A 19652-nucleotide genomic window follows, 5' to 3' on the forward strand; every position below is an offset into this window, starting at 1 on the left:
GTCCTCCTCAGGCCGGATAAGCTTCGATGACGCTGAGCGGCGCGGCCGCGTCGACCATCCGGTCGAAGCGCAGCCCGGCCTCCACCAGCAGTTCGGTGTGCTCGGTCAGGGTCCGCTCCCGCCCGCCGTAAACGATCATCATGGCGACGTCGAGGACCTTGCTCGGGTGGAACTCGTCGCCCGGCGGGACGACGGCCTCGATGAGCAGCAGCCGGCTGCCCGGCCCCATCGCGGCCCGGCAGTTGCGCAGCAGGACGGCGGCGTCCGCGTCCGACCAGTTGTGCAGCACACCCTTGAGGACGTAGAGGTCGGCACCGGCGGGCACCTCACGCAGGAAGTCGCCGCCGACGACGTCGCAACGCTCGGACAGCCCGGCGGCCCCGATCCGCTTGCGGGCCACCTCGACGACCTCGGGCAGGTCGAAGACGACCCCCTCCGCCTCCGGGTACCGCTCGAGCAGGACGGTGAGCAGGGTGCCGTCGCCGCCGCCGACGTCGACGATGCGCCGTACCCCGCTGAAGTCGTAGCCGGTGGCCAGGACGGTTCCCATGACCCTGCTGTGCTCGGCCATCGCCGCGTTGAAGATCTCGCCGTGCTCGGCGTTGCTGGCCAGGTGCTCGAAGATCGGTTCGCCGTACACCGCCGAGAAGACCGGCTTCTGATCGCGCACGCACTGGCCGGAGGCGTCGTACACCGGATTGAGCATGGTCTGGAACCGCACCCACCAGTACAGCGACTGTGGATGGTCGGCGTCCAGCCGCTTGCCCATCTCGGTCAGCGCGAACCGGCCGGGTGTCACCTCGGTACAGACGCCGATCCCGGCCAGCGCCCGCAGCAACCGATACAACGCTTGCGGGTGGGCGCCGATCGTCTCGGCGAGGTCGTCCGCGCCGCGTGGCCCCTCGGCGAGCAGATCCGCCACGCTGAACTCGACGGCGAGTTGCAGCAGCCGGGCCGCGCCGAGACCTTCGGCCATCCGTAGCAGGCGCAGCGCTTCCTCGTGGTCCGGGGTAGTTCGCCGCTCCGTCATCATGTCGCCTCCAAGAGCTGATGGGTGTTTCCCGGGTTTACGAGCAGCCGCGCCGGGCCGTGGAAGACCAGGTCGTCGGCGTATCGAACAGGCTGTTCGGCCAGGCTGAGCCGGGGCGTCCGGCGCAGCAGCGCGGAGAGCCCGATCTCGGCTTCGAGCCGGGCCAGGTGGGCGCCGAGGCAGTAGTGGGCTCCGATTCCGAAGCCGGCGTGCCGGGTGGCGAGGCGGTGCGGGTCGAGCCGGTCCGGGTCGGGGAAGCGGGCCGGGTCGCGGTTCGCCGAACCCAGCACCAGTACGACGGTGCTTCCCGCCTCGATGTGCCGCCCGCCGAGCTCCACGTCCTGCCCGGCGCGGCGCCGGACCAGTTGCACCGGGGTGTCGTACCGGATCAGCTCCTCGACCGCTTGCGGCATCAGCTCCGGCACGGCGCTCAGCTCGTCGCGGACCCGCGGATGGCGCAGCAGCGCCAGCACGGCCTTGGCGATCAGGTTCGTGGTGGTCTCGTGCCCGGCGGTCAGCAGGTGGATGCAGGTCGAGGTGAGCCGGCCGCCGGTGAGCCCGGCGGTGAGCAGGTGTCCGATGAGGTCGGCGCAGTCCGCGCGGCCGGGGCGTCCGGCCTCGGCCGCGAAGAAGTCCGACAGCTCCCGGGCGGCCCGGTCGGCCGCGGCGTGCCCCTCACCGCCGTACGACGTGTTGGCCTGTTGCAGTGCCACGGCGCGTTCCCGCAGCCACTGGTGCCGGCTGGCGGAGATGCCGAGCAGGTCGGCGATGACCATGATCGGCAGCGGTGCCGCGAAATCCGCGACCAGGTCGGCGACGGGGCGGTCGGCCAGTTCGGAGAGAAGCTCGTCGACGAGCGTCTCGACGCGGGGCCGCAGCGGCGCGACCCGCGCCTGGCTGAAGTGGCCGGCCACCCGCGAGCGCAGCTCGGTGTGCTCCGGCGGGTCGAGGAAGACCAGCCAGTTCGTGACGACGTCGCGCAGGGTGGCGTACTGCGGCGGGATCGGGACCGGGGGGCCACCGCCGGGGGGCCGGCGGACGAGACGACGGTCGGACAGGGCCGTGGAGACGTCGTCGTAGCGGAAGACGTACCACGCGTCGGAGTGCCGGTGCACGGGATCGGTCTCCCGGTAGCGCCGGTAGACGGGGTACGGGTCCGCGATCTGACCCTCGACAATGCTTTTCATGCCGCCACCTCCGCTTCGCTGCGGCGTCGACCTGAATTGACAACTGAGCTCGATGATTGGCTCGCAAGCTCGCTCATGCCCGTACTCCCGCCCCGAAGCGGTCGGCGTAGAAGGCGAACATCTCGGTGACCCGCTCCGGCGCGGCCGCCACCTTGCCGGAGGCCGTGGCCAGATGGTCGAAGCGCAGCGCCATCGAGCGCATCGCCACGTCGGGGCGCGGAATGAACCGCGGCTCCGCCTCCAGCTCGAAGGAGGGGCCGGCGCTCGTGCCCGGCCGGCCGGAGGACATGGTGACCAGGACCTCGGCGAGCGGGCCCATCATCCCGGTCATGACGTCGATGGCCGCGTTCATCAGCTTCGACCGGCGCAGGCTGGCGTCCGGGTCCTGACCGAAGTGCTGCACCATCAGCTGGATCATCATGAAGTACGCCCGGTTGAAGAGGTCCAGCACGGCGATCGCCTCGGGATCGGTCACCGGCTCGGTGTTCGGGTTGCCGGGATGCCGGGCCGGGTTGCGCGCCACCGGGTAGGCCGGCGTCCACAGCTCCCGTGAGGTCCGCTCGGAGAGCAGCACGTCGGCCAGGCCGAGGAAGATCTCGTAGTGCGACTCGCCGCCCCCGGCGTCCGCGTGCAGCCGCCCGCCCTCGCCCTGCTCGGTCACCACGTCGATGGCGAAGAGCGCGCTGGCCAGGTCGTCGACGTACAGCTGGTAGTCGGGGTGCACGGCGTTGATGGACTCCCGCAGGAACAGGTGATGTTCCCCGCCGCCCCGGCCCCGGGCGATCATGAACAGATCGGGCACGCGTCGCAGGCCCTCCCTGATGCCGTCGTACAGCTCGGGGATGGAGTGGTACCGGTGCTCGTCGCGCCCGGGCGGCAGGTCCGGTCCGGGCACGCCGGCCAGGGGCGACACCGCGCCCAGTGGGCGCTCGATGGCGATGAACCGCTGCAGGCTGCCCACGGCGAGTGGTTCCAGGGCGAAGTCCATCGCGACCGGCAGGAGGCCGTTCAGCGTGCCGAAGGAGAAGACCGGTACGTGGAAGCCCTCACCCAGCGCCATGATGATGTTGTTGATCGCCAGGAAGTGGATCATCTCCTCGCGGGCGACCTCGATCAGCCGGCCCCGCACCCCACCGTCCCGGCTGCGGCCGCCGTCGCCGCAGGCCAGCCGGGCCTGCTCCGGGGTCCACCGGCCGCGGCGCACGAACTCCTGGGCCGCGGCGTGGGTCGGGACGGAGTACGCGGCGTACAGATACTGCAGCATCACGGCCAGTTCCAGGGTCACCGCCTGGCGCAGCGCGACGAGCAGTTGCCCGCGCGTCGTGATCGGCAGTCCGGGCCGGACCTGGCCGGAGGCCGCCACCGGGATCTTGGCAGCGGACTGTTCACGCCGCAGAAACTTGAGGAACAGGCCGGCCTTGGCCGCGGACATGTCCCGCGTCGGCGGCATCGCCCAGGTCCGCGACCGGTTCGCCGGATCGGACATCTGCCAGAGCAGGCGGGCGTAGGTCGCCACCTTGCAGCGGTCCGCGAGGCTGAACACCTCGTCGTTCATGAACGAGTAGAGGAACTCGTAATCGGCGAGCACCTCGTGGTAGAGCAGGTCGAAGGTGACCTCCTCGACCGGTACGGCGTCGAGGCTCCAGTCGTCGGGCAGCACCCGGACCGCCAACTGGCCGGCGCCGGACCAGTAGCCCAGCGCGTCCGCGTCGTCGTAGGCGCGCGCGCTCGAGCCGGGCTCCTCCGGCGGGCAGGGACCCGGGTCGCCGTCGGGGGCGAGCAGGATCCGGGCCGTACCCGCGCAGGCGCCCCGGATGGTGAACCGGCCGTCGCCCCGGTCATCGGTGTCGACGACGCAGGAGGCGGCGAAGTCACCGCCGGGGGCGGCCACCCGTACCAGGTCGACGTCCCCGCACCGGGCCGACGGCGCGGCCACGACCGGGTCGAGCGGGCGGGAGCGGGGGTTGAGGAACTGCCGCACCCGGATGCCGTCGACCGGTGCCGGGCGGCCCCGCACGAAGGACCGGATCGCGACGGTCACCGCGTGGTCGTCGCCGCGTGACCGGTCGGGGTGCTCCAGCACGAGGCAGCCGTCGTCGGTCTGTACCGTGACCTCCTCCTCGGCGACCAGCGGCCGCCGCTCCCCGGCCACCTCGCCGACCAGGCACAGCGCCTCGTCGGGCAGGGCGCCGGCCAGCAGGTTCGGCACCGTGACGATCCCGCTGAGAAGATCGAAATCCGGGCCCGTGTACGCCGTACCGGGCACCCGCGCGATCAATTGACTGGTCCGCGCCGACCGCAGCTCCAGGTCGCCCAGCCGGACCCGGTCACCGCCGCGCCCGGTCACCGGCACCGCCGTGACCAGGTTGAACGTGACCCGGTCCGGTTCGACGGCGACCGTCAGGTTGTGCAACGGAACCGGCCGCCGGGTCCACCCGGCGGCCCGGGGTGTCAGCAACCGCCCGGCGGGACAGGTGCGCGGTTCGGTTCGCCGCCAGGGCGCCACGGTGCCCCGGACCAGCCACTGGTTCGGCGCGTCCGGGGCCACCGGGGCCGCCATGGTCGCCAGCGCGAACTGGACCACGAGGCCGTCCACCCCCGGCTGAGCGGCGACGTCGCGCAGCCGGGCGACCGCGGGTGACTCCGCCGTCCCCGGGAGCCAGCGCAGGCCCTCGCCGGACGCCAGCACGAACTGGTGCACCGTGGACCGGGCCAACTCGGTGGCGAGCGGGTGCTCCCGGAGCTCGCGGCAGTAGTCGAAGTGGTGCCACCGGGGCGGCTGGAAACCGGACACCTCGCCGCTGATCAGGTAGCCGTCCTCATACGACCGTTCGCCGCGGCCGAGCGCGAACTGCCCCACCATCACCGTCGTCGTCCAGCGCGACGTCGGATCGAGGTCGAACACCCGAGCCCGGTTCGCGGTGGTCGCCAGGTACTCGTTGTAGTGGCCCCACAGGTCCACCCGACGCCCGATCACGGGGTCGTCCCGGTCCGGACCGGTCGCGGCCTCGGCGGCGACGACCTCGGCGTCGATCCAGAAATGGCCGCTTCCGCCGAAATTGTAACCTTTGCCGCTGTTGAGCGGGCCCTCCCCGCGGCGTTCCAGCCAGGCGTGATATTCCGCCGGCGGCAGGCCGGTCGGCACCGGCCCGTCGTCGGTGAGCGCGCGGTTGGTCGCCAGATCGATCAGACCACTGCGCGGCCCGGTGGGCAGCTTCGTGGTCGCCGTCCCCCGGAAATGCAGCCGCGGGAGATCCAGCACGCTCATGCCGCCACCTCCGCTGCGCTCCAGCGTCGACATGTGCCAAAAACTGAGCTAGCCGATTCGCTCGCAAGCTCGCTCATGCCGCCACCTCCGCTACGCTCCGGCGTCGACATGAGCCAATAACTGAGCTGATTGATTCGCTCGCAAGCTCGCTCATGTCGCCAGCTCCGGCACCCGGATCGGCATCTGCAGGACCATCCGGCTCACGGCGTCGAGCGCGGACTCGATCGCGCCGTCGATCCAGGCCGGCCGGGACGAGCAGTGCTCCCCGGCGAAGAAGAGGCGCCCCTGCGGGAGCTGCGCCAGCTGGCGCTGTTCCTCAGCGGCCGCCGCGTCCATGCCCCACTGGACCGAGCACCCACCGCGGCTCCACGGGAACTGGCCCCACACCATGCTCTTCGCGTTGAGCACCATGCCGGGACGCAGCAGCTGCGGGTGCATCGACGCGAGGTCGGCCAGGATCGCCGCGTACCGGGTCGCGGTGGACATCCGGCCGAGCAGCTCGGCGTCCTCGCCGACGCTGTAGCTGGCCAGCAGGACCGCGCCGCGCGCCGGGTCACCGTCGGTCGGTGAGTAATAGGTCTGCCGAACCCGGCCACCGCTCGAGGAGGCGCCGCCGTTGATCCCCTCGCGCCGCCAGAACGCCTCCCGGCAGTGCAACGCCACCTTGGTCGCCGGCACGTACTGCATGTCGTTGATGATCTGCATCTTGTCGTCGCTGAAACCGGTGAGCCGCAGCTCGCGCAGCACCGAGAACGGCAGCGTGCACAGCACCTCGCCGCAGCGGCGCACCACGTGCCGGCCACCGACCCGCAGGTGCAGCAGCACCTCGTCGGGGCGCGACTCGATCCCGACGACCTCGTGCTGCCGGCGGATCGGTCCCTGCACCCGCCACGCCAGCCGGCGCGCCAGCTGTTCCATGCCGCCACGCAGCCGGAACAGCTCGGTGCTGGTCTCGAGGAGGATGTCGTCCAGGAAACCCCGCAGCGGGTTGTGGCACCCTTCCCGCAGCGACGGGTGGGCGGAGAAGAGTCCGTGCAGGTCGAACGCGGTGCCGCCGTCCCGGACGAACGGCATGAGGTTCAGGCGCTCCGCGGAGTCCAGCAGCCGGGTACGCAGGTCCTGGCGCAGATCCTGCCGCTGGTCGGGGGGCGCGATCGCGTCCACGACGAGCGTCAGCCATGCGCCGAACATGAGCGTCTCCGGGCGATAGCCGTTATGGGAGAGCCCATCGCGGATCTCGGTGGTCAGCCGGCTCGCTGCATCGTGCAGGCGGACGTAGCTGTCGTCGGTGCGCAGAAACGCGTTCCGATCGGCCAGCAGACTGTGGAAAGAACGCAATTCCTCGGTGAGACCCAGCTCGGCGATGTATCGCAGTGTGTTGCTGTGGCCGGCCGGTATCCGCATGGCGCCGAGTTCGGCGAAGGGCGAGTCCTCCGAGTCTCCGAATCGGAAGGTGTAGACCCGCCCGCCGATTCGCCGGCTGCCCTCGAGCACCTCGACGGGCACGCCCAGTCGTTCCAGTTCGTAGGCGGCCGACAGGCCCGCAATTCCGGCGCCCAGGATGACCACGGTCCGGTCGGTACTCCTGCCGTCGGGCCCACTGTCGGCCCCGGTGATCTGGTCTTCGACGTTCGCCGGTGCCAGCCCGGCCGTCGGTGATGGCCTGTACATGGGTAGTGCCTCCCGTACACCGTCGTCTTCGAGGTCCATTTGCCGACAAAGCCGGAGTTCGAACTGGCGAACGTCCCGAAAAGAGGCGACACCCGACCCGATCTAATTGTCGGATACGAATGGACTATGATTCGTCGACTAATACCCGCACACGAGCGTCATATAACTGACCTAGGCCATTGTCACGACACGCTGATCCGGTTATCCGGGAGCGTCGGCCTACAGCCGCTTTACCTGCCGAAGCATAAGCTGCGCTGTAGGGACCTGCGGCTCAAAGCTAAGCGAGAAGCCGTTAAGCCGCAAAAGAACGGCGGAACGGGGGAGACGATTCACAGGCACCGCCCGCAGCACCCCTCATCCCGAATAGAAGCTCGCGGTTCGGCCGCCGGAACGCTTCCGGCCCGGTACAGTACGTTCGGCACGAACCGGACAGAATTGTTTTCCAGGTGCAAGCCGGCCGGGCGCCTCCCACGGGCCCCTTCACGCCCAGCCGATGACATCGACGAACTTCGACGGTAGGGTGCGACAGGAAAGCGCATTCCCGCTGAGGAGACGCGATGAACACGGTCCTCTTGATGCTGACCGCACTGCTGGTCGCACCGGGCACACCGGCCCGGCCGGTCCTCTCCCCCACCGAAGCCGCCCCGTTCACCGCGGCGAACTACCTCGGATCCTCGGGAACCTACGCGGCGCCGGTCGCCGACCCGTGGCGGCCGCAACCGATCCGCACGCCGCGTCGCCCGGACTTCGTGGTCGGCGGTCACGGCCTCACCGACGTGCAGCAGGCGGTCGACGCCGCCTACCGGACCGGCGGCACGCGACGCCTGTCGATCGCGGTGCGCCCCGGGACGTACACCGGAACCGTCTTCATCCCGGCCGGTACTCCCCCGTTGACGATCTACGGCGACGGGCCAGCTGACCAGGTGAAACTCGAATTCACCATCGACGCGACGATCACTCCGGCCCAGTGGGCGGCCCAGGTCAACGCCGACGGCCGCTACGCCGAGGGCGACCCGGCCTGGCCGATGTTCCAGTCCTGCGCCACCAAGACGACCGCGACCGCCGCGCTCTGCGCCACCGTGGTCTGGTCGCAGGCCACCGACCTGCGGTTGAAAGGTCTGACGATCACCAACACGCTGCTGGACACTGTGGATCGCGGCACGCACCAGGCGCTCGCGCTGCGCACCGACGCCGACCGCACCCAGTTGGAGAACCTGCGACTGATCGGCCGCCAGGACACCTTTCTGGCCAACGCCGACAACGTGAACACGATCGCGCGCGTCTCGGTACGGAATTCGTACATCGAAGGCGACACGGATTTCGTCTTCGGCCGCGCCGCGGCGGTCTTCGACCACTGCGAATTCCGCCTGGTCTCCTCCCGCAAGGCCAGCGGCGGCGTCATCTTCGCCCCCAACACCCACCCCGGATTCCCGTACGGATTCCTGGTCACCCGCTCCCGCATCATCGCCGATGACGGCTATCGATCGGCACCGACCGGCCACCTCGGCCGCGCCTGGGATCAGGGCGCCGGCGCGACCGGCTACCTTCCCGGCATCACCCCGAACGGCCAGCTCGTGATCCGCGACAGCTATCTGGGCGAGGGCTTCGACACCGCCGCCCCGTGGGCACCGGCCGCGACAACCGCCCGCCCCTTCCTCGCCCGCGTCGACGAGGGCCGCGACCTGAACGACGTCAACTACAACCGCCTCTGGGAGTACGCGAACCACGGCCCGTTCGCCGCCTCAATGCTCATCGAGCCGGCGAACGGTGCCGGCGTCTACCGCAGGGGCAGCGCCCGCCTGACCTCCCTGGTGTTCGACTAGCGTGTTCGACTAGCTCTGCTGGTAGGTGACCGCGGTGAAGCCGCACGGCTGGTGGACGTGCAGGTAGTAGGCGCCCTCGCCGTACTCGTAGAGGTCCGCGCCGCCGATCAGGCCGACGTAGCTCATCGGCCGGCCGCAGCCCGGGCAGTCCGGATCCTCGGGGTCCTGGATCCACTGCGGATGGCCGCCCAGCGTCGACCCGCCCCGGCTCCACGCGCTGGCCTGGTACGGGTTGGAGCGGGCCGCGCCGACCACCGGCAGCAACGTGGGCAACTCCTGCGGTGGACCGCCGACCGGTAGGTAGCTGGGCGCGGTGTTCCCCTCCCACCAGGTTGCGCCGCCGTCCGGCGTGACCTGGCTGAACAGGGTGGTGTAGCAGGAGCAGAGGACGCAGGTCCGGAACCGCAGCCGCCCGGTCCAGCCGACGTGCGCGAGCGCCGGCTCGGCCCCGTCGAGGTCGGCGATCGTCGACAGCGTCGTGGTGCACCAAGGGCACGCGGGATTGAAGAGCGGTTCGGGCGCTTCGCGCGGGATCCACTCGTACGCGACGTCCCCGCACAGATCCCGCCGGGTCCCGTCCGGTTCGATCGTCCAGCCGCCCTCCCGCGCGAAGTCCAGCACCCCGATCGGCAGCCCGTCCGCGCCGGCCGGCGGCTGTCCGGCCCAGCGGCGCATCGCGGCCTCGGCCAGCGGATGCCGGCTGACCGCCAGCACGAGCAGCAGCTGGTTGAGCGCCTCCGGCCGCTCGCCGCGATCCACCAGCGCGACGACCCGGCCGACCACGCCGGCGTCCGCGGCGCGGTAGATCGTCGGCGGCCACAGCAGGTCCGCGTCGAGCGCCCGGCCCAGGAACGGCGTCAGCCGCCCCGGGTCGGAGTCCGCGATCTCGGTCAGTTCCTCGGTCGCGGCGTCATCGTCGGCGGCGGCCCTGTCGATCAATTCCTCGAGCACGGCGGAGATTATTCAGTACGACCGGGGCAGCCCCAGCGAGAACTGTGCCACGAAGTTGAGCGCCATTTCCCGGCTGACCGGCGCCATCCGCGTGAGCCGGGACGTGGCCAGGGCCTGGACCAGGCCGTACTCGTTGGCGAGACCGTTGCCGCCATGGGTCTGGATGGCCTGGTCCACCGCCGCGCAGACGGCTTCGCCGGCCGCGTACTTGGCCATGTTCGCGGCCTCGCCCGCCGCCTTCAGCTCGCCTGCGGCGTGCAGCGCGGCCGCCTTCTGGGTGAGCAGCCGAGCCGCCTCGATCTCCACGTGCAGTTTCGCGAGCGGGTGGCTGATCGCCTGGTGGGCCCCGATCGGCACGCCCCACACCTGACGCTCGCCGGCGTAGGCGACGGCTTTGCGCAGCGCCCACCGGGCCATCCCGGTCGCCGACGAGGCGGCCATGATCCGCTCCGGGTTGAGGCCGGCGAAGAGCTGGTCGAAGCCGGCCTCCTCGCTGCCGATCAGCGCGTCCGCGGGCAGCCGCACGTCGTCGAAGAAGAGGGTGAACTGGTCCTCCGGCGCGACCAGCCCCATGTCGATCTTCTGATGGGTGAAGCCGGGCGCGTCGACCGGCACCATGAACAGCGACGGGCGCTTGCCGACCCGGGCCACGACCAGGACGTGCGAGGCCTCGTCGACCCCGCTGATGTACGTCTTCGAGCCACTCAGGATCCAGTCGTCGCCGTCGCGGCGGGCCTGCGTGGCGATCTGGTGGGTGTTCGAGCCTGCGTCCGGTTCGGTGATCCCGAAGACGTACGTCGCGGTGCCGCTCGCAAGGCCGGGCAGCCAGCGCTGCTTCTGCTCCTCGGAGCCGAAGAGGGCGATCACCGTGCCGACGATGGCCGGGGAGACCACCATGAGCAGGAGCGGACAACCAGCGGTGGCCAGCTCCTCCAGGACCGCGGCGAGGTCGCCGATGTCGCCGCCCCCGCCGCCGTACTGCTCCGGGATGGACACGCCGAGGTAGCCGAGGGCGGCGGCCTCCTGCCACAGCTCGGTGGTCTTCCGGCCCTCGCGGGCGGCGGCGTAGAAGTACGCCTCTCCGTACTTCTGGCCGAGGCGGGCGACGGCTTCGCGCAGCTCCCGGCGTTCCTTGGACTCGACGAATGCGGTCAACTCAACTCCCGGAATCGATCACGGCGAGTACCTCGCCGGCGGCGACCTGCCTACCCACCTCGGCGGTCACCGAGGCGACGACCCCGTCAGCGGACGCGCTGAGGGTCTGCTGCATCTTCATGGCCTCGAGGACGACGATCGGATCGCCGGCGGCGACCTGATCACCCTCGGACACGTGGACCGCGACGACCAGGCCCGGCATCGAGGCCAGCAGCGAGCCGGCGGCCAGGTTCGCCGCCGGATCCTGGAAGATCGGCACAGCCTGGAAGTCGTACGACCCGGACGGCCCGTGCACGTCCGCGCCGCCGTCGACCGCGGTCACCCGGTACGTCTCGCGCACCCCGTGGTCGTCGAGCACGACCCGGTCGGCGGTGACCGACAGGACGCTCACCCCGGGCAGCCAGGACGATTCGATCCGGCCGCCGCGCGACGCATAGCCGACCGCGTACTCGGTGCCACCGCATCGATACGTCCGCACCCGCTCCCGGCTGGGCACGTTGCGCCACGCGGCCGGGATCCGCGCCTGCACACCGGCGGACGCCGCGGTCCGGACCGCCGATCCCACCGCGGCCGCCAGGGCTGCCTTCCGGACCGGATGGTCCTCGCTCTCGCCGGTCCAGGCCGCGAGCTTGCGCTCCAGCAGCGCGGTGTCGACCCGTCCCGCGACGAAGTCCTCGTCCGCCAGGATCGCCCGCAGGAGCCCGAGGTTCGTCGTCAGCCCGTGCAGCACCCCGCGGCGCAGGGCGTCCGCGAGCAGCCGGATCGCCGACGCGCGGTCCGGGCCGTACGAGATGATCTTGGCAAGCATCGCGTCGTAGCGGACCCCGACCTCGCTGCCCGCCTCGACCCCGGAGTCCACCCGGACACCGGGCGCCTCGAAGCCGAAGGCCCGCAGCCGCCCGGTCTGCGGCGCGAAGCCGGCCGCCGGATCCTCCGCGTAGAGCCGCACCTCGACGGCGTGCCCGGCGGGCGCCGGCGGCTCCGCGGGAAGCTCGCGCCCCTCCGCGATCGCGATCTGCCAGGCGACCAGGTCGAGGTCGGACACGGCCTCGGTGACCGGGTGCTCGACCTGCAGCCGGGTATTCATCTCCAGGAAGAAGATCCGCTCGCCGTCGACCAGGAACTCGACCGTCCCCGCGTTCTGGTAACCGACCGTCTCCGCCGCCGCCCGGGCATGCCGGTGCAGCGCCGCGCGGACCTCGGAGGACAGACCGGGAGCCGGCGCCTCCTCGACGATCTTCTGGTGCCGGCGCTGGACCGAGCAGTCCCGGTCCCCGACCACCCAGATCCGCCCGTGCCGGTCACCGAGCACCTGCACCTCGACGTGCCGGGCGTTCGGCAGGTACGGCTCGGTGAACACCGTCCCGTCCCCGAACGCGGAGCGCGCCTCGGCCGCGGCCGCGGCCAGGGCCGGACGCAGCTCCCCGGGCTCGGTGACCACCCGCATGCCACGCCCGCCGCCGCCCGCCGCGGCCTTGATCAGCAGCGGGAACGCGTCGTCCCCGTCGAGCACCGGCACGCCCGCCGCGGAGACCAGCTTCTTGGCCCGGATCTTGTCGCCCATCGCCTCGATGGCGTCCGGGGCGGGACCGATCCAGATCAGTCCGGCGGCCGTCACCGCGTGGGCGAACTCGGCGTTCTCCGACAGGAAGCCGTAGCCGGGATGGATCGCGTCGGCGCCGGACCTCCGCGCCGCCTCGATGATCGCCGCACCGTCCAGGAACGACCCGATCCCGACCGCGGTGTCGGCCTCGCGGACGTGCGGGTCCGTCTCCTCGGCGAAGACGGCGACCGTCTCGATCCCGAGCGCCCGGCAGGTCCGGAAGATCCGCCGGGCGATCTCGGCCCGGTTCGCGACCAGCAGCTTGCGGATCATCACAGCCGGAACACCCCGTAGCCACGGGCGCCCTGCACGGGCGCGTTATGAATGACGGACAGGCAGATGCCCAGCACGGTCCGGGTGTCGCGCGGATCGATGACACCGTCGTCGTAGAGCATCCCCGAGGTGAAGTACGCGAGGGACTCCCGTTCGACCTGGGCCTCGATCGCCGCCCGGGTCATCGCGTCGGCCGCCTCGTCGAAGGGCCGGCCGGACGCGGCCGCGGCCTGCCGGGACACGATCGACACCACCCCGGCGAGCTGCGCCGGACCCATCACCGCGGACTTCGCCCCGACCCAGCTGAACATGAACCGCGGATCGTAGGCCCGGCCGCTCATCCCGTAGTTCCCGGCGCCGTACGACGCGCCCATCACCACCGACAGGTGCGGAACCTTCGAATTCGACACCGCGTTGATCATCTGGGCGCCGTGCTTGATGATCCCGCCCTGCTCGTAGTCCTTGCCGACCATGTAGCCGGTCGTGTTGTGCAGGAACAGCAGCGGGGTGTCCGCCTGGTTGGCGAGCTGGATGAACTGCGCGGCCTTCTGGGCCTCCTCGCTGAACAGCACGCCCTGCGCGTTGGCCAGGATCCCGATCGGGTAGCCGTGCAGCCGCGCCCACCCGGTCACCAGGCTCGTCCCGTACAGCGGCTTGAACTCGTCGAACTCGCTGCCGTCCACGATCCGCGCGATCACGTCCCGCGGATCGAACGGGACCTTCAGATCCGTCGGGACGATCCCGAGCAGCTCGTCCGGGTCCGCGACCGGCTCGTCGTATCCGGTGCGCGGCTGCGGGCCGAGCTTGCGCCAGTTGAGCCGGCGCACGATCTGCCGTCCGATCCGGATCGCGTCGAGCTCGTCGACGGCCAGGTAGTCGGCGAGCCCCGAGGTGCGGGCGTGCATCTCCGCGCCGCCCAGCGACTCGTCGTCCGACTCCTCGCCGGTCGCCATCTTCACCAGCGGCGGGCCGCCGAGGAACACCTTCGCGCCGCCGTCCACCATCACCACGTAGTCGCTCATCCCCGGCACGTACGCGCCGCCGGCCGTGGAGTTGCCGAAGACGAGCGCGATCGTCGGCCGCCGGTCCGCGCTCGCCTCGGTGAGGCCACGGAAGTGCCGGCCGCCCGGGATGAAGATGTCCTTCTGCGTCGGCAGGTCGGCGCCGCCGGACTCGACCAGGTTGATCGTCGGCAGCCGGTTCTCCGCGGCGATCTGCGCGGCGCGGAAACTCTTCTTCAGCGTGACCGGGTTGCTGGAGCCGCCGCGCACGGTCGGATCGTTCGCGATGATCATGCACTCGACGCCCTCGACGACGCCGAGCCCGGTGACCACCGAGCCGCCGACGGTGAAGTCGGTCCCCCAGCCCGCCAGGGTGCTCAGCTCGAGGAACGGCGAGTCCTCGTCGAGGAGCAGCTCGATCCGCTCGCGAGCGGTCAGCTTGCCGCGCCGGTGGTGCCGGTCGACGCTCTTCGCCCCGCCTCCGGCGAGGGCGACGGCATGCTGCTGCTCGAGGTCCGCGACGCGCTCCAGCATCGCGAGACGATTTTGTTCGTACGCCGGTGGCAGGTGCATCTCGACAGCTCCGTCATTCCTTTTAACTGGGCGATGGCACTCACGCGATCTTGGCAATCCGCGCCCTTACCGCAGCCACAACTCGCCGGGGCCGGGGCTCATCGCAGCAGCTCCGTGGGGATGTCCGCGTTCCGGGCGCGCAGCCACTCCCCGACCGCCTTGGCCTGGGGATCGAACCGGGTCGACGCGGCGACGCCGGCTCCGAGCAGACCCTCGATGACGATGTTGAGCGCGGCCAGGTCGGGCAGCGCGTGAACGGTCACGTCGAGCTCAGCGGCCTCGGGCAGGAGTTTGCGCACCCGGTCGGCGTCGAGCCACCCGGCCAGCCAGTCATAGGCGTCCCGCCGGCGTGGGTGCCCCGCGGGAATCCAGACGCCGACGTTGGCGGCACCGCCCTTGTCCCCGGACCGCGCGTACACGAGACGCCCGAGCGGCGCCGGCGTCGTCGCCCGCTCCGGGTCCCAGCCGGTCCCCACAGTCGTCGCCGGACCGCTGACATCCTCGAGGGAACCAGCCGTGGTGGGTGGGGGTGGGATGTGGAGTCGGGTGCCGTCGGGGAGAACAACGAGGTGCGGGACCTCGGACTGCGGGAGATAGGCGGCTTCGAAGACCCCGAACGGGCTGGCCTCGGCGGGCGGCGCGGTGACGTGGAAGCCCGGATAGGAGGCGAGGGCCAGCTCGACCGCGGCGCTGCTGAACGCGCGCCCGACCAGGTTCGGGTCGGGATCCTTGACGTGGCAGCAGAGCAGGGCGGACGCCTCGCGCTGGGTGGCCGGGTCGGGCCGGTCGGTGCGGACCAGGTCCCAGGTCATCTCGGCGGGACGCTTCGGCAGCCCGGCCTCGAGCTGGCGGCGCACCCAGGCGGCCTTCGTGTCGAGGTCCAGGCCGGTCAGGACGAACGAGACCGAGTTGCGGTGGCCGCCGAGGCGGTTGATGCCGACCTTGGTGGTGGCGGGCGGGGCTGAACCCCGTACGCCGGAGATCTCGACCTGGTCCTGATCTTTCTGGGTCAGCTGGACCGTGTCGAGGCGGGTCACCACGTCCGGGTTGAGATAGTGGGGAGTGTCGATCTCGTAGACGAGCTGGGCGGTGACCGTGTCGACGGTGACCGCGCCGCCGGTGACCGGGTGCTTGGTGATGACGACCGTGCCGTCCGCGCTGAGCTCGGCGATCGGGAAGCCGAGCGGGCGGCTGGTGTCGATGGTGGTGAAGCCGCTGAAGTTGCCGCCGGTGGCCTGGGTGCCGCACTCCAGGACGTGGCCGGCGACGATTCCGGCGGCGAGTTCGTCGAGGTCGTCGCGGGTCCAGCCGAACTCGGCGATCGCCGGTCCGAGGGTGAGCGAGGCGTCGGTGACGCGGCCGGTGACGACGATGTCGGCGCCGGCGCGCAGGGCCTCGGCGATGCCGAAGGCACCGAGGTACGCGTTGGCGGTGAGCGCTCCGGGCCAGGTGCGGCCGCTCTCGGGGTGGAGCAGGTCGTCACCGCAGACGTAGGCGACCTCGACGTCCGCGTCCAGGGACCTGATCGCCGTGGCGAGGGCGGCGGGGTTGAGGCCGCCCGCGTTCGTGACGATCCGGACGTTCGCCGACCTGGCGAGCTGCAGGCAGTCGGCGAGCTGGCGGAGGAACGTCCGGGCGTACCCCAGCTCGGGGTTCTTCAGCCGGTCCCGGCCGAGGATGAGCATGGTCAGCTCGGCCAGGTAGTCGCCGGTCAGGTAGTCGAGCGGGCCGCCCTCCAGCATCTCGCGCATGGCGGAGAGGCGGTCGCCGTAGAAGCCGGAGCAATTGCCGACACGGATCGTTCGCATCTCGCCTCGCCTCCCCGCGACTCGGTGGTCAGGGTCACCGTAGGCAATCTGACAAAATTGTCAAGGATGCTCGCGGAGGCCGATCGCGGAGGCCCACAACCTCGACATGTGGTTGACCACCTCGTCCTCGTCGAGCGGCTCGCGCAGCGAATAGATGACGTGCGCCATCTGCTCGACCATCGCCCCGAGCACGATCGCGGTCAGCCGCGGATCGAGATCACGATCGGCCAGGCCGGCCTCCTGCAGGCGGCGCAGGCCCTCGGCGCCGCGGTGCACGTAGCGCTCGCGGACCTCCAGCAGCATTCGACGCAGCGCGTCGTCCGAGTCGGCGCCCTGCTCGACCAGGCGCAGGACGCGGGAGGCGTTGCGCCAGGCGCGCAGGTAGCCGCGGTTGGACTCGACGATCCGGACATACGGCTCGTCGGCGGTGTCCGGGGCGACCAGGCTCTCGGTGAACATCTCCTCCGCGACCGCCCGGACGATCGCGCGCAGCAGGTCGTCCTTCGACTCGAAGTAGGTGTAGAAGGTCCCGTAGGAGACGCCTGCCGCCTGGGCCACCTGCTCCGGGGTGAACGCCGCCCAGCCACGGGTCTCCAGCAGTTCCCGGCCGGCCCCGAGCAGCGCGTCCCTGGTCCGCCGCCCGCGCGCGGTGGCCGGCGCGGTCGGCGCCGGGTTGGTTCGTGATCGACCCATGGTCTCCATAATCGCTCGCTCTTCCGGGGACCACCGAACGGACATCGACAAATCGGGTGGTGGCGACCGCCCATCGACGTGGATACGCTCAGGGGGTGACGCATGACAACCGCCCCGAACGACGGGCCGCCGAGGCATTGGCCGAGGTACTGGGCCTGGCACCGCTACCGCCGTGGACCGCGGAGGACGAGGCTCGCTTCAACGAGAAGGTGGAACGCGCCGACCGCGAGCTCGCTGAACTCATCGCTCAGCGGAGGTCTCAAGCAGCGTGACCGCCGTACATCATCCGCTGCGCGTTCTGGACGCGAGTGCGCTCGTCGAACTGATGCAGGGCCATCCCACGATGATGCAGATGGCCGGTAACGCCGCGGTCGGGAACCTGACCGCGGTGGTGCCGGCCCTGGCAGTGCTGGAGGCCCAAGCCGCGGTACGGGTGAACCCGACCCTCTGGGATCATCTGCTCGGGCTCCAGGGTCTGCGCGACCTGGACCTCTCAGCACGCACCGCGGCCCTCGTCGGTGATCTGGCCGCACCCCCGGCTGGAGCGCAATCCGCTTTACACCACCCTGATGGCGGAACAGATGGCCGCCCAGGTCGCACACGAGGCGATACAGATGAACGCCGTCGTTGTCACCCGGATCCCTGCAATTTATCGGGGATACGCCGTCACGCTCATGGAGTTGTGACGGGGCCGAAGGTCACCGGGACGCCGGGTGAATAGAGGACGCTGGCCGGCGGGGTGTCGAGGCCGGGCAGTCCGGCGGCGGCCAGCAGGGTGTCGTCCAGGTCGAGCAGGTCGGCGCGGTGCAGTGGCCAGCGCGGATGGTCGTTCGCCAGGTGCCGGGTCCGGCCCCAGGCCCGGGTGTGCAGCCCCCATCGGGCGGTGAGGAAGTGCTCCAGCGGCGTCGGCTCGGCGATCGGCTCACCGACCCGGATCCGCATCCGGTTGGTCGCGGTGCGCGGGCCGGGCCAGCGACGGCGTGAGACGTACGAGAGTTCTTCGCCCGCCCGGGTCAGCCGCATCCGCGCCCACATGTACGGCAATCGCAGGCTCACCCGCGCGACCAGCACCGGGATCAACCGCTCCGCTTCGAGGGACCGGAACACGACGGCCCGCCGGCCCTGGGCGTCGACGCTGTAGAGCCTGACGTTCGTCTCACAGAACGTCCCGAGATAGGGCACCCCGGGCCCGCCCAGGAACCCGAAACGCTCCATCCGGAAGCCGATCACCCCGGCGTAGGTGACCCCGTCGACGGTGTCGGGGACGGTGCCCGGCGGCAGCAGCGGCGCCACCCGTTCCGGGTCGACCGCCCAGTGCAGGAAGGCCAGGTCGGTCCAGCGCTGGCCGAGCACGGCGCGCGACACCGGCCGTACGGTCTCGGTGGTTATCTCCTCGACGTCCACCCGCACAGCTTGCCGCAGAGCCGGACGCGACCGGCGCGCCGCCCCGAGGACGGCGCGCCGGAGTGGGGCGTCAGTTACCGATCCAGCCCTTGCCGGGCGGGTTGACCTCGGCCTGCTCGGCGACCTTCACCAGATCGTCGACGGTGAGCCCGGCGCCTTCGCCGACCAGGGTCATCAGGCGGCCCTGGCCGAGGTCGACGACCAGGTAGATCAGGTCCCGGCCGGGCGCGTCGGTTCGTACCGGCTGACGGGCCGGATGGCCACCGACCGTGAGCTGCTTACCGCCGGCCGGTGCGTCGGTGACGGCGCCGACCACGACCGACAGGCTGCCGGTCTCCACGGTGCCGCCTTCCACGGGCGGCACGCCGCGCTTGTCCTTGCCCGGGGTCGCCGCCCCGGTCGGCACCTCGCGCCGGACCGCGCTCACCTCGGCCCGCCAGGTGGTCGGGCCCTGGCCGCTGATCGTGGCGGCGGTGGTCGTCCAGCCCTCGGGCAGCCAGCGCAGGTTCACCGGGATCGTGGCGACCGTCGGGTCGGGCCGCACCGAACGGGCCATCCGCAGCAGATCCGCCTTGCTGATGTCGAAGTGGCCCGCGGCGAGCATCAGCACCGTGTGCCCGTTCGGCGACCAGTCCACGTACGACTTCGCGTCACCGCCTGCCGAGTAGTAGCCCCGTACTCCGTTGATGTCGACCCGCTGGCCGGAGGTGTCCATCGCCTGCGCGGGATCCGGGACCTCGGTGCGGACGTAGAGGGTGATCCCGGCCCCGTTCCACGGGTCACCGGGCCCGACCTGCTTCTTCCACACCCGTTGCACGGTCGGGCCGAACGGGTCGCCCGGCTGACTGCTGTCGGCGAACCGGATCCGCTCGCCGAACCCGGGCGGCGCCCAGGCCGGTCGGTAGCCGAGGGGGTACGTCTGCGGCAGTGCGGCCACGGTGGGTTCCGCGCCGCTCGGTGCGGTGGCCGCCCCGGCCGCGGTCGGCGCCGTGCCGGCCGGGCCGGGGCCGCGCAACAGCACCACCGGCACGGTGACGGCCGCCGCGACACTCACGGCGGCGACCGCCGCGCCGGCCATGCCGTATCGCCGGCGGCGCCGGGCCTGCGCGGCACGTCGCGGCAGCGCCGCCCGGATCCGGTCGGCCGGCAGCGCGCGGTCGGCCTGACGCTCCTGGGCGGTACGGATCAGATCCTCGATCTCCCTGGTCACGG

At 71.2% G+C, this 19652-nt stretch carries 14 protein-coding genes; 2 read left to right on the forward strand and 12 right to left on the reverse strand.

Features of this window, described 5'->3' with window-relative positions; genetic code table 11:
• Window positions 1-7: 7 nt before the first annotated feature.
• The 4 genes from CHC09_RS30325 to CHC09_RS30340 all read right to left on the reverse strand — a co-directional run bounded on the left by CHC09_RS30325 (window position 8) and on the right by CHC09_RS30340 (window position 7156).
• Window positions 8-1030 carry a methyltransferase gene (locus CHC09_RS30325; RefSeq protein ID WP_203833252.1) on the reverse strand — a complete coding sequence of 341 codons (1023 nt, stop codon included), beginning with the start codon at window positions 1028-1030 and terminating at the stop codon, window positions 8-10.
• Complete coding sequence (locus CHC09_RS30330; RefSeq protein WP_089296658.1) at window positions 1030-2217, reverse strand: cytochrome P450; 1188 nt, start codon at window positions 2215-2217, stop codon at window positions 1030-1032. Before CHC09_RS30330 ends, CHC09_RS30325 begins: the two co-directional genes overlap by 1 nt.
• 73 nt (window positions 2218-2290) lie before the next feature.
• Window positions 2291-5485: a ferritin-like domain-containing protein gene (locus CHC09_RS30335; RefSeq protein WP_089296740.1), complete on the reverse strand. Its 3195-nt coding sequence runs from the start codon at window positions 5483-5485 to the stop codon at window positions 2291-2293.
• A gap of 150 nt (window positions 5486-5635) precedes the next feature.
• Complete coding sequence (locus tag CHC09_RS30340; protein WP_179277344.1) at window positions 5636-7156, reverse strand: flavin monoamine oxidase family protein; 1521 nt, start codon at window positions 7154-7156, stop codon at window positions 5636-5638.
• 557 nt (window positions 7157-7713) lie between these two features.
• Here CHC09_RS30340 and CHC09_RS30345 point away from each other — a divergent pair.
• Window positions 7714-8979: a putative acyl-CoA thioester hydrolase gene (locus tag CHC09_RS30345; RefSeq protein WP_089296660.1), complete on the forward strand. Its 1266-nt coding sequence runs from the start codon at window positions 7714-7716 to the stop codon at window positions 8977-8979.
• 9 nt (window positions 8980-8988) lie between these two features.
• Here the strand turns inward: CHC09_RS30345 and CHC09_RS30350 are convergent, their stop codons facing one another.
• From CHC09_RS30350 to CHC09_RS30375, 6 genes are all read right to left on the reverse strand, one after another.
• Entirely contained in the window at window positions 8989-9930 is a 942-nt protein-coding gene (locus CHC09_RS30350; RefSeq protein ID WP_089296661.1) for a hypothetical protein, read from the reverse strand.
• Window positions 9931-9942: 12 nt separating this feature from the next.
• Entirely contained in the window at window positions 9943-11085 is a 1143-nt protein-coding gene (locus CHC09_RS30355; protein ID WP_089296662.1) for an acyl-CoA dehydrogenase family protein, read from the reverse strand.
• A 1-nt stretch (window position 11086) separates the two neighbouring features.
• A complete protein-coding gene (locus CHC09_RS30360) occupies window positions 11087-12961 on the reverse strand; it encodes an acetyl/propionyl/methylcrotonyl-CoA carboxylase subunit alpha (protein WP_179277352.1) in 1875 nt (624 codons plus the stop codon).
• Window positions 12961-14535 (reverse strand): acyl-CoA carboxylase subunit beta, encoded by a 1575-nt coding sequence (locus CHC09_RS30365; protein WP_089296664.1) that lies wholly within the window; start codon window positions 14533-14535, stop codon window positions 12961-12963. Before CHC09_RS30365 ends, CHC09_RS30360 begins: the two co-directional genes overlap by 1 nt.
• 98 nt (window positions 14536-14633) lie before the next feature.
• The gene (locus tag CHC09_RS30370; protein ID WP_089296665.1) at window positions 14634-16343 is read right to left on the reverse strand and encodes an acyclic terpene utilization AtuA family protein; all 1710 of its coding nucleotides are present in this window, start codon (window positions 16341-16343) and stop codon (window positions 14634-14636) included.
• Between the two features lie 60 nt (window positions 16344-16403).
• Entirely contained in the window at window positions 16404-17036 is a 633-nt protein-coding gene (locus CHC09_RS30375) for a TetR/AcrR family transcriptional regulator (RefSeq protein ID WP_179277345.1), read from the reverse strand.
• Between the two features lie 95 nt (window positions 17037-17131).
• On the opposite strand from CHC09_RS30375, the gene CHC09_RS46655 reads away from it, so the two are divergent.
• The gene (locus tag CHC09_RS46655) at window positions 17132-17308 is read left to right on the forward strand and encodes a hypothetical protein (RefSeq protein WP_179277346.1); all 177 of its coding nucleotides are present in this window, start codon (window positions 17132-17134) and stop codon (window positions 17306-17308) included.
• Window positions 17309-17708: 400 nt separating this feature from the next.
• Here the strand turns inward: CHC09_RS46655 and CHC09_RS30385 are convergent, their stop codons facing one another.
• Together CHC09_RS30385 and CHC09_RS30390 are read right to left on the reverse strand one after the other, a co-directional pair.
• A complete protein-coding gene (locus CHC09_RS30385; protein WP_089296668.1) occupies window positions 17709-18440 on the reverse strand; it encodes a YqjF family protein in 732 nt (243 codons plus the stop codon).
• A 70-nt stretch (window positions 18441-18510) separates the two neighbouring features.
• Complete coding sequence (locus CHC09_RS30390) at window positions 18511-19650, reverse strand: hypothetical protein (protein WP_089296669.1); 1140 nt, start codon at window positions 19648-19650, stop codon at window positions 18511-18513.
• Window positions 19651-19652: the final 2 nt, after the last annotated feature.

It is taken from the genome of Actinoplanes regularis (assembly GCF_900188005.1).
Lineage (GTDB): Bacteria > Actinomycetota > Actinomycetes > Mycobacteriales > Micromonosporaceae > Actinoplanes > Actinoplanes regularis.

What these genes read in the sequence shown, in the direction of transcription:
- CHC09_RS30335 (WP_089296740.1), bottom strand. Translation starts at nt 5,485, where the DNA reads ATGAGCGTGCTGGATCTCCCGCGGCTGCATTTCCGGGGGACGGCGACC.
- CHC09_RS30345 (WP_089296660.1), top strand. Translation starts at nt 7,714, where the DNA reads ATGAACACGGTCCTCTTGATGCTGACCGCACTGCTGGTCGCACCGGGC.
- CHC09_RS30365 (WP_089296664.1), bottom strand. Translation starts at nt 14,535, where the DNA reads ATGCACCTGCCACCGGCGTACGAACAAAATCGTCTCGCGATGCTGGAG.
- CHC09_RS30360 (WP_179277352.1), bottom strand. Translation starts at nt 12,961, where the DNA reads ATGATCCGCAAGCTGCTGGTCGCGAACCGGGCCGAGATCGCCCGGCGG.
- CHC09_RS30340 (WP_179277344.1), bottom strand. Translation starts at nt 7,156, where the DNA reads ATGTACAGGCCATCACCGACGGCCGGGCTGGCACCGGCGAACGTCGAA.
- CHC09_RS30370 (WP_089296665.1), bottom strand. Translation starts at nt 16,343, where the DNA reads ATGCGAACGATCCGTGTCGGCAATTGCTCCGGCTTCTACGGCGACCGC.
- CHC09_RS30330 (WP_089296658.1), bottom strand. Translation starts at nt 2,217, where the DNA reads ATGAAAAGCATTGTCGAGGGTCAGATCGCGGACCCGTACCCCGTCTAC.
- CHC09_RS30325 (WP_203833252.1), bottom strand. Translation starts at nt 1,030, where the DNA reads ATGACGGAGCGGCGAACTACCCCGGACCACGAGGAAGCGCTGCGCCTG.
- CHC09_RS30375 (WP_179277345.1), bottom strand. Translation starts at nt 17,036, where the DNA reads ATGGGTCGATCACGAACCAACCCGGCGCCGACCGCGCCGGCCACCGCG.